An 8,837-nucleotide genomic window follows, 5' to 3' on the forward strand; every position below is an offset into this window, starting at 1 on the left:
CACGCATTGTTAGCTTTTACTTTTTGCCGCTGGCGCTTTGGCTTTTTCGGCAATCAGTTTATTTACCGCTGCTAGAGATTCTTTAGCTTGAGGCACATTTTCTTGCGCCAGCGCGGTAAAGATTTTTTTGGCTTCATCTAGATTTTGCGGCACAATGTTGCCATTGGCCATCATATTGCCCACTGCCATCAAGGCCGGAACATAGCCTTTTTTGGCCAGTGTTTCGATGGTACTCAAGCCCGATTTAACGGTCGCTTCATTTTTGGTTTTAAAGCCCTGACTGATGTCGTAGATGGCTTTAAGGTGCATGGCACGGTAATTATTTTGCTTGATCAGCGGATTGAGTTTTTGCAAAGCAAGCTGATCTGACGCCGGTTTATTCTCTGCAAAGAGCAATACCGCCAGCTCCACCGTTGCTTCATCAAAGCCAGCATTCGATGCTTTTTCTAGATACTGGCGTGATTTCTGAGCGTCCTTTGCTACGCCCAAATCACCAATCGAATAAATCTGGGCCAGTCGATAAGTGGCAACTGAATAGCCCTTGTTCGATGCTTCTTCATAATAGCGTAAGGCTTTTTTCGGATTTTTGCTGGTCCCTTGGCCCAGTTCGGTCATAAAGCCTAAATTATAAATGGCCTGCGCATTACCTGTTTTGGCCAGACGGTCAATTTCCTGATAAGCCGCTGGATAATTTTTTTGATTATAAAGCTGTTCTGCCTTTTCAAATGGAGTGCCTTGTGCAGGATTACTGCCTTGGGCTTGCGGTGCGGTTGCTGCAAAACTCACTGTAGTCGATAGTGCCACAACAAGGGCAAGAAGCTGTTTTTTCATGTACCAAATCCTAATGCCTACTCATATCATTCCGTTGATGAGTATTTGTGTTTTGTGATCTAGTTCATATTAAGTAATTTATGCCGAATGTAAATGGTTCAATCGAGACAATTTACAGGATTTTGCTACAAGGCGTATCGTTCTGGGGAGACCATGTAAAAAGCTCCCCAAAAATGGAGAGCTTATGAAGAAAAGCAGCGTGTATTAAGGTTTGATCATAGCCCGTTGAATGGCTTTCACCTCTTCGCGGCTTAAATAACGGTAGAAGCTTGCGCCAAGAAATGCACCAATAAACCAGTTAAACGGCGCGAGATGTTGTAGCGCAGGCACCAGTGTAAATACTAAGCCAATTACCACAGCAGGAATCAGCGCACAAACTGCTTTTGGATTTACACCCTTTTTATACCAGTATTGTCCCGTGCTTTTATCATTGAATAACTCATCGACCATTACTTGCTGTTTTTTTACAAAATAAAAATCTGCAATCAAGATACCAAAGAGCGGGCCAATAAATGCGGCCAGCACATCTAAGGTGTAATGAATCAGCTCTGGTGAGTTAAACAAATTCCATGGAGTAATGAGTACCGAGCCTAAGGCGGCAATCATCCCTGCGCCACGAAAGCTCAGTTTTTGTGGGAAAATATTAGAAAAATCGAATCCGGCAGACACAAAGTTCGCCACAATATTAATGCCAATGGTGGCTGTAAGTACCGTAATTAGGCCCAATACCACGGCCACCGTGCTGTCAATCATGGCAACGGTTTCCAGCGGATCGGTCACCATTTTTCCAAATACGCTGTAGGTCGCCGAGACGGTAACCACGGTGATCAGAGAGAAGAAAATGAAGTTAAATGGCAAACCCCAGAAATTGCCTTTTTTCACTTGTTGCATGTTTTGGCCATAACGGGCGAAATCACCAAAATTAAGAAGTGGCCCAGAAAAATAAGAAACCACCAACGCAATGGCTACAAATGTTTGGGTAATTTGCTGACCAGTCGTGAGATTTTTTTCGCTTAAACTAAATGAGATATTGCTCCAGCCTGCTTTGTAGACCAGATACGCTGCCAAAATAAACATTACCACGTATACCAGCGGGCCTGCCCAGTCGATAAATACCCGAATGGCATTCATGCCTTTCCAAAATACCAAGGCTTGTAATACCCACATAAAGCCAAAACAGATCCAGCCAATGCTACTTAAGCCAGCAAAGCTATTCAGTGTGAGGGGTTGCAGGCTTGGAAAAAATTTGAGCAAAATGAGCATGAGCGCATTTGATGCCAGCCAAGTTTGAATACCGTACCAAGAAATGGCAATTAACCCACGAATCAATGCCGGGATATTGGCACCATAGACCCCAAAGGCTTGTCGGGAAATGACGGCATACGGTACGCCTGACACTTGGCTTGGCTTAGCAACCAAATTGGCGCAGATCTGAACGATCACAATACCCACAATTAATGCCAGAAAAACCTGCCAGCTTGCCAGTCCGAGTGCAAACAGACTGGCTGCAACAATATAGCCACCCATACTGTGTACGTCGGCCATCCAGAATGAAAAAATGTTATACCACGACCAGTTTTGTTTAGCGGGTGCCAAATCTTCATTGGTCAATTTTGGACTGTAATTTGAATTGTCTGTCATAGTGCTACATCATGCGGATGAACTGTTCAGACCAGTCATGCAGGATTCACGCCAATTCCACCGTGTCATCATCAAAAATAATGAAAGTGATGATTTTATTGAGGATGTCTTGTGTCTTTTAAAATTTACATGCGAGAATCGGGCAATATCTCGAGCAAAATGGAAGAGCATCGTGCGCAAAAATGAAGCAATAAACACACGCATTCAAGTGATTAATCCGAATACATGTGAAGAAATGACGCACTCTATAGGTCTCGCCGCTGAGCAAGTGGCCGCAGCTTCTACCCAGATTATTGCGCAAAATCCAAAAACAGGCGTGCCGTCCATTGAGGGTCACTACGATGAGGCGATTTCGGCCATTGGCGTACTCGATTTAATTCGAGAAGGGCGCGAGCAGGGGGTGCATGGGCACATTATTGCCTGTTTCGGTGATCCTGCATTACATGCTGCACGTGAGCTGGCAAAAGCTCCTGTAATCGGTATTGCCGAAGCGGCGTTTCATATGGCGACTTTGGTTTCGACGAAATTTTCGATTGTCACCACCTTGTCACGTACCCGAATTATTGCCGAGCATTTATTGCAACAATATGGCTTTGAAGGGCACTGTGCCAAAATTCGCTGTATCGATTTGCCGGTTCTCGCCCTAGAAAATGACAAGGAATATGCCTATATCAAACTGCTCGAAAGCTGTCAGCAGGCCAAAATGCAAGACGGAATTGGCGCCATTGTGCTGGGCTGTGGTGGTATGGCCGAAATGGCCGATCGTGTGAGTCAGGAAATTGGCATTCCGATTATCGATGGTGTGCGTTCTGCGGTGAAACTGATTGAAGGTTTACATGGTATGGGAATCCAGACCAGCAAATGGGGTGATTACGATTATCCATTATCGAAATAACCCCAAAACTGAGCAACCTGCTTATTTGGCCTGATCTAGCACGGTATTCAAACTTGCGGCATCCATCGCACCGGCAAGACGTTCGCCGTTTTTCAAAAACATTGTCGGTGTGCCTGAAATGTTGAGCTTTTCACCCAAGGCCAGATTCTTCTGGATAGGCGTTGCGCACTGTGCAGAGGCGGTCGGTGCTTGATCGCGAATCAGGTAATCTTGCCATGCCTGATACGGATTTTTTGAGCACCAGATTTGAGCTGCAATCTTTTCGGCATTTGGATGCAAGCTTTTTAATGGATAAAGAAAGGTATAGATGGTCACATTGTCGATTTGACTCAGCTCTTTTTCAAGGCGTTTGCAGTATGGACAATCAGGATCGCTAAAAACATACAGTACCCGTTTGCCATTGCCTTTGACGTGTTTGATGGCCTGATTTAAAGGCAAATCTGCCACGTTGATTTTATTGGCCAGCTGCATACGCTCTGCGGTGAGGTTGCGCTGATTTTTCGGATCAACCAAGTTACCGACCAAAAAGTACTGGGCATCGTCACTGGTATAAACAATTTGACCCTGCGTCAATACTTCGTAAATACCTTTGACGGGCGTCGGGGTGACCGAGCTGACCGCAATATCTGGATAATTCTTTTTTAAATTTTGTTGTACCGTGTTTACATCGGCATGTGCCAAACCCATGCCCGCTAAACTTAAAACCAATGTATGAAGCCAAAGTTTCATAAAAATTCCAAACAAAAATGCTTTAAGCATAATGCCGAAATAATGGCGTAGTTTTGGTTACAAAATGTGATTAATGCAGCGCTAAGGTATAAAAAACAAAGACTCAAACACCGACGCCGGTATTTGAGCCCTTTATGCTTTGCTTTAACTTTGTGGGCGTGCAACGTCACCACTTAAATGTGCAGGTAATTCATGTAGCTCAAGTGCTGCTTGTTCTAATGCTGCTGGCTTGGCCACCACCAGAGCGGTAAAGCCTGTGGCTGTGGCGATGCTATTGACCACCTCAACATCTGCATGCAGTTGCTGACCTGCGGCAGGTACATCACCTTGACCTGCCACCAAGTGTAACCAGCGCTTAGGTTTGGCTTTAAACCAGAGGCGGGCAACCACTTCCTGACCTAAATAACAGCCTTTGTCGTAGTCCACACCAAGGCGCTGATGCAAGCGTAACTCTTGCGGTTGAAACACATGCTCGGTGGCCTGAGAAATCCATGCTTGACCCGACTCAATGGCCGCAAGCTGCCAAGCGGCAACATCTGTCTCGGCATTTGAAAATACGGTCGAGCTGTCTTGAATGGTAGGGAAAACCGGGCCGAGTGTGTCCAGTTTCATTTTAGAAAATGCACCGTACTTTTTGATGTGCTTAGCAAATTCTTCACCCTGATCGTGTGTGGTGACCAAAATAAACTCTTCAGGGTTCAACTTGGTGATCCATAGACCGAAATGAATACGGCCTTTTAAATCGCAAATTCCGGTATAGCGGGTGGTGTTTTCGGCTAAGCGTTCGACATGCAATAACACTTGGCCTTGCAAAAATTTTTGTGCATCGACACCAATCAATGAAAATGCAGTAAAAGCGACATCGCTCATAAAACTTCTAACCTGAGTTCTATAAAAATATGCTAACTATTCTGCGCTATTTCATCAAAAAAATCAGCTTTTACAGATTGTTTGTGTCTCATCTGTTTCTAAATAAGAGCAGTTTTACACCCCAATTGACAGTTAAAAATGTGCTTGATATGGTGCGCAGCCAGTTTCCAGTAAAAGACACACCAGCTGTATGCGCTCAGGCTTTATTTATAATCCGCCCCAACATCCACTCGATATTATCTTTGAAGATCATGACCTGATTGTGGTGGATAAACCTGCGGGATTATTGTCGGTGATGGGCCGTTTACCTGAGCATCAAGACAGTGCCTATTTACGTGTGCTGACGATGTATCCAGAGGCGAGAGTGACACATCGACTGGATATGGCCACCTCGGGCTTACTCATGTTTGCCAAGCATCGTGATGCAGAAGTGGCTATGAGCAAACTCTTTCAATTGCGCCGAATCAAAAAAGAATACACTGCGTTGGTGCAAGGATGCCCCGACGCCCAAGGCTGTATCGAAGCACCACTCATCACCGATTGGCCAAACCGCCCCAAGCAGAAAATTGATTTTGAAACGGGTAAATCTGCCAAAACCCTATATGCGCGTCTGGAATATTGTGCTGCTACTCAGCAAAGCCGTATGCGGCTTGAACCCGTCACTGGGCGTTCGCATCAGCTCCGTGTGCATCTCATGCATATTGGTCATCCGATTCTGGGCGACAAACTGTACCATCCGCAACCGCAGAATTTTGCACTTGGTCGTATGGCGCTACACGCCACACGTCTTAGTTTGATTCATCCGATCACAGGTTTAGCGCTCGAGTTGAGTTCGACTGTGCCGTTTTAATTCTGGTATATGCTCTGGATACCATGACATAAAATTGAGTAATAAAACGTATCCGACGCTAAAATTGACATAAAAGTAAGCTAAGCTAAAAACAGACTTTTGCACCATCACAACAAGGATAAAAGAATGAGCCGAAATTACGAATTATTTCCAGACGACGACAATGGCAATGTGCTCTGGCAGATGGTTGAAGATGGCAATGACCTGAAAGAGCCACACGAGTTTGAATTTTCGATCGTATTTAAAGAGCAGGCCGATCTTGAAAAATGCGCAATGCATTTGTTGCACCAAGAACAAAAAGTGTCTTTTTTTCAAGAAGACCAGCATATTGAAGGCTCAGATTTATGGGTGCTCAATATTCATGTCACCATGATTCCGGAATATGAAGATATCGAAGATCTAGAGCAGTGGTTTACGCGTATCGGGCAGGAATTTAACGGCGATTACGACGGCTGGGGCTGCATGAGCTACTTGTACGAATACGAAGAGGACGACGAACAGCTTCATAATTAAGCAGCCAGATGTTCATTCGTATTTCAAACCTATGCTTCTGTTTTATGCTGAGTCATAAGACTTTACCAGTATCATGTAGTAAAAGGAGATATTGGCACACTCAATGAAAACGCTTAAATATCTTCTTATACTTCTGGTGCTGGTTATTCTGGGGTATGTGGTGGCATCGCCGTATTGGGTGGTTTATCAAATCCAGAATGCTGTGCAAAAAAATGATGCACAGACGCTATCTCGCTACATCGATTTTCCGAGCGTTCAGACACATTTAAAAGAACGTATCCACATTCGTTTGGGTGATTTGCAAGATCAACAAAATGGCCCTGCAAATGCTTTAGGTGCCTTGGTGGCATCAAGCTTAATGGATCGATTGGTCGAAGTTGCGCTGACTCCCGAGGGTATGATGTTGCTGTTACAAGGCAAAGCACTGAAAGAGCGCTTTGAGCGTCCGTACCTTGAGCAACATTTGAATCAAGATATGCATTCTAACCCCGAATCGGATGCCCCCAAAGCGACCACAGCTGAAGAACAACCTGCTATGCGCTACTCGGGCCATTACGAAGCTTGGAATGCTTTTGAAGTCACGCTACAAACCCAGCAAGACAAAGAAGTCCAGTTTATATTGCACCGCTCGGGATGGTCTTGGAAGCTGGTCGATATCAAAATTCCGTTTTAACAAGGCATCCAGATTTTTAAAAACAGCGCATTCACGGCATAATACAGCTTTTCGAGTTTTTTTATGTCTTTACCGCATTGTCCCAAGTGTCAGTCAGAATATACCTATCAAGAGAATGACTTATTGATTTGCCCAGAATGTGCATATGAGTGGAAAGAAGGGGAAAGTGCACCATCCGATGAAAATGAAACCATTAAAGATGCGCATGGAAATATTCTGGCAGATGGCGATCTCGTCACAGTAATTAAAGATCTAAAAATTAAAGGGTCATCATCTGTGGTCAAAGTGGGGACCAAAGTCAAAAATATTCGTTTGGTTGCAGGCTCGTCCGATGGACATAATATCGATTGTAAAATTGAAGGTATTGGACAAATCAAGCTCAAATCCGAGTTTGTAAAAAAAGCATAATCTTAAAAGGGAGTATTTTTTACTCCCTTTTTTAGTGAGGATCTATGGCATTTTCAGATGTTTACCGCGTGGGGGCACATGCGGTGATTACCAATCATACGGGTCAAGTGTTATTGCTCAAAGCCACTTATGGCGATTTGGCATGGGGCTTACCGGGTGGTGGGATTGACCCTGATGAAACCATTTTGGAAGGTTTAAAGCGCGAATGCCGTGAAGAACTTGGTGTCGAGATTGAGGTTGAAGCACTCACGGGTGTTTATTTGCATGCTGAAATTAACGCGCATGTAAGTATTTTTCGTTGTCATATAGATGCCGCGGCCGACATTATCTTGAGTTATGAGCATTCCGATTTTGCTTACCATGATCTTGAGCAATTGAGTGCTGTTCAGCGCCAGCGCGTAGAAGACTGTATTTACTTTAGTGGAGAGGTGATTTTTCGTAAATTTTAATCATAATGTTTGATGTCTGCTCTTAATAAAACCGACAAATCTTCGCAATAAAATGTATAAAAAACAATCTACCCAAGTTGCTTGAAGTGTCTTATATTGATTGAACAATAAATCAACAAGTAAAATTACAAATACGAGGAAAGGAGATATGGCGGGTTGGTATGAACTGAGTCAGGCAAACGATGGTCAATATCGTTTTGTGCTTAAAGCAGGCAATGGTGAAATTATTTTGACTAGCGAGCTTTATAGGGCTAAAGCATCGGCGGAAAACGGGATTGCATCGGTACAAAAAAATAGCCCAGATGATGCACGCTATGATCGCTTAACAGCAAAAAATGGTAAACCCTATTTCAATTTAAAAGCAGCCAATCATCAAATTATAGGCAGCAGCCAGTTTTATGCTTCTGAAGCTTCACGTGATAAAGGCATTGAATCGGTTAAAAATAATGGCACCAGTACAACAGTGAAAGATTTGACGGTGTGAAGGGAATGAAAATGGGTGTAAGAAGTATGATGAATGATTAAACATTTTATCTGACTTTAGGATGACTTGTATATACGTTCTATTTTTTGTGCATCGTCAAATTCTTGTCACAGCATATCCATAATTTTTTCGAAAGTAAAATCAGGTTCTATAATTCCTTCCTTTAAACCAAGCTTGACTGCAATCTGGTGGCTTTTACCACGAATAGGCTTATGTTTAGCATTTAGAACTTGATATACCTGCTTTGAAAATAAACCATTCTCTCTAGCCCATACAGCAATGGATAATCCTCTGATTTGTAAAGTTTCTTTGACTTCATCAGGTGTTTTCATAAAACATGCTATAAATAGAAATATGTCTATATAGATTTACTTATATACAAGTTGAGAAAGGCTATCAAGTTTTATTTTATTCTAAATTGTTGTTTTTTTTATTATTTTTAATATATTGAATTTTATTTACAAAACCCTAGAAGATTTTAAAATAATTTCGTA

12 protein-coding genes are annotated in these 8,837 nt (G+C 43.1%); 7 read left to right on the forward strand and 5 right to left on the reverse strand.

What is annotated here, in order from left to right; all coding sequences use genetic code 11:
• Positions 1 to 9: 9 nt before the first annotated feature.
• Together ADA42_RS02835 and ADA42_RS02840 are read right to left on the reverse strand one after the other, a co-directional pair.
• On the reverse strand, positions 10 to 831 hold the full coding sequence (locus tag ADA42_RS02835; protein ID WP_048763495.1) for a tetratricopeptide repeat protein: 822 nt from the start codon (positions 829 to 831) through the stop codon (positions 10 to 12).
• Positions 832 to 1,035: 204 nt separating this feature from the next.
• Positions 1,036 to 2,472 carry an NCS1 family nucleobase:cation symporter-1 gene (locus ADA42_RS02840; RefSeq protein WP_004934974.1) on the reverse strand — a complete coding sequence of 479 codons (1,437 nt, stop codon included), beginning with the start codon at positions 2,470 to 2,472 and terminating at the stop codon, positions 1,036 to 1,038.
• A 172-nt stretch (positions 2,473 to 2,644) separates the two neighbouring features.
• On the opposite strand from ADA42_RS02840, the gene ADA42_RS02845 reads away from it, so the two are divergent.
• The gene (locus ADA42_RS02845) at positions 2,645 to 3,367 is read left to right on the forward strand and encodes an aspartate/glutamate racemase family protein (RefSeq protein ID WP_081407809.1); all 723 of its coding nucleotides are present in this window, start codon (positions 2,645 to 2,647) and stop codon (positions 3,365 to 3,367) included.
• Positions 3,368 to 3,388: 21 nt separating this feature from the next.
• Here ADA42_RS02845 and ADA42_RS02850 read toward each other — a convergent pair whose 3' ends face one another.
• Both ADA42_RS02850 and ADA42_RS02855 read right to left on the reverse strand, forming a co-directional pair.
• Positions 3,389 to 4,096, reverse strand: a complete 708-nt coding sequence (locus ADA42_RS02850; RefSeq protein WP_048763496.1) for a DsbC family protein — start codon at positions 4,094 to 4,096, stop codon at positions 3,389 to 3,391.
• 144 nt (positions 4,097 to 4,240) lie between these two features.
• Entirely contained in the window at positions 4,241 to 4,966 is a 726-nt protein-coding gene (locus ADA42_RS02855; protein ID WP_048763498.1) for a YgfZ/GcvT domain-containing protein, read from the reverse strand.
• 190 nt (positions 4,967 to 5,156) lie between these two features.
• On the opposite strand from ADA42_RS02855, the gene ADA42_RS02860 reads away from it, so the two are divergent.
• The 6 genes from ADA42_RS02860 to ADA42_RS02885 all read left to right on the forward strand — a co-directional run bounded on the left by ADA42_RS02860 (position 5,157) and on the right by ADA42_RS02885 (position 8,343).
• Complete coding sequence (locus tag ADA42_RS02860) at positions 5,157 to 5,816, forward strand: pseudouridine synthase (protein WP_004945544.1); 660 nt, start codon at positions 5,157 to 5,159, stop codon at positions 5,814 to 5,816.
• 126 nt (positions 5,817 to 5,942) lie between these two features.
• Positions 5,943 to 6,329 carry a ribonuclease E inhibitor RraB gene (locus ADA42_RS02865; RefSeq protein ID WP_004934989.1) on the forward strand — a complete coding sequence of 129 codons (387 nt, stop codon included), beginning with the start codon at positions 5,943 to 5,945 and terminating at the stop codon, positions 6,327 to 6,329.
• A 103-nt stretch (positions 6,330 to 6,432) separates the two neighbouring features.
• Entirely contained in the window at positions 6,433 to 7,002 is a 570-nt protein-coding gene (locus ADA42_RS02870; RefSeq protein WP_025096120.1) for a DUF2939 domain-containing protein, read from the forward strand.
• 63 nt (positions 7,003 to 7,065) lie between these two features.
• Positions 7,066 to 7,410, forward strand: a complete 345-nt coding sequence (locus ADA42_RS02875) for a zinc ribbon domain-containing protein YjdM (RefSeq protein WP_004934995.1) — start codon at positions 7,066 to 7,068, stop codon at positions 7,408 to 7,410.
• A gap of 44 nt (positions 7,411 to 7,454) precedes the next feature.
• The gene (locus tag ADA42_RS02880; protein ID WP_048763500.1) at positions 7,455 to 7,859 is read left to right on the forward strand and encodes an NUDIX hydrolase; all 405 of its coding nucleotides are present in this window, start codon (positions 7,455 to 7,457) and stop codon (positions 7,857 to 7,859) included.
• Positions 7,860 to 8,007: 148 nt separating this feature from the next.
• Positions 8,008 to 8,343 (forward strand): YegP family protein, encoded by a 336-nt coding sequence (locus ADA42_RS02885; protein ID WP_048763502.1) that lies wholly within the window; start codon positions 8,008 to 8,010, stop codon positions 8,341 to 8,343.
• A gap of 107 nt (positions 8,344 to 8,450) precedes the next feature.
• Here the strand turns inward: ADA42_RS02885 and ADA42_RS02890 are convergent, their stop codons facing one another.
• Positions 8,451 to 8,675: a DNA-binding protein gene (locus ADA42_RS02890; RefSeq protein WP_048763503.1), complete on the reverse strand. Its 225-nt coding sequence runs from the start codon at positions 8,673 to 8,675 to the stop codon at positions 8,451 to 8,453.
• Between the last annotated feature and the right edge of the window lie 162 nt (positions 8,676 to 8,837).

Origin of the sequence: Acinetobacter sp. 243_ASPC (genome assembly GCF_001054715.1) — a bacterium.
GTDB classification, from domain to species: Bacteria; Pseudomonadota; Gammaproteobacteria; order Pseudomonadales; family Moraxellaceae; genus Acinetobacter; species Acinetobacter soli.

Bases quoted from the DNA above. Each gene is read 5' to 3' on its own strand.
- ADA42_RS02890 (WP_048763503.1), bottom strand. From the start codon at position 8,675: ATGAAAACACCTGATGAAGTCAAAGAAACTTTACAAATCAGAGGATTA.
- ADA42_RS02885 (WP_048763502.1), top strand. From the start codon at position 8,008: ATGGCGGGTTGGTATGAACTGAGTCAGGCAAACGATGGTCAATATCGT.
- ADA42_RS02870 (WP_025096120.1), top strand. From the start codon at position 6,433: ATGAAAACGCTTAAATATCTTCTTATACTTCTGGTGCTGGTTATTCTG.
- ADA42_RS02835 (WP_048763495.1), bottom strand. From the start codon at position 831: ATGAAAAAACAGCTTCTTGCCCTTGTTGTGGCACTATCGACTACAGTG.
- ADA42_RS02880 (WP_048763500.1), top strand. From the start codon at position 7,455: ATGGCATTTTCAGATGTTTACCGCGTGGGGGCACATGCGGTGATTACC.
- ADA42_RS02850 (WP_048763496.1), bottom strand. From the start codon at position 4,096: ATGAAACTTTGGCTTCATACATTGGTTTTAAGTTTAGCGGGCATGGGT.
- ADA42_RS02860 (WP_004945544.1), top strand. From the start codon at position 5,157: ATGCGCTCAGGCTTTATTTATAATCCGCCCCAACATCCACTCGATATT.
- ADA42_RS02875 (WP_004934995.1), top strand. From the start codon at position 7,066: ATGTCTTTACCGCATTGTCCCAAGTGTCAGTCAGAATATACCTATCAA.
- ADA42_RS02840 (WP_004934974.1), bottom strand. From the start codon at position 2,472: ATGACAGACAATTCAAATTACAGTCCAAAATTGACCAATGAAGATTTG.
- ADA42_RS02855 (WP_048763498.1), bottom strand. From the start codon at position 4,966: ATGAGCGATGTCGCTTTTACTGCATTTTCATTGATTGGTGTCGATGCA.
- ADA42_RS02865 (WP_004934989.1), top strand. From the start codon at position 5,943: ATGAGCCGAAATTACGAATTATTTCCAGACGACGACAATGGCAATGTG.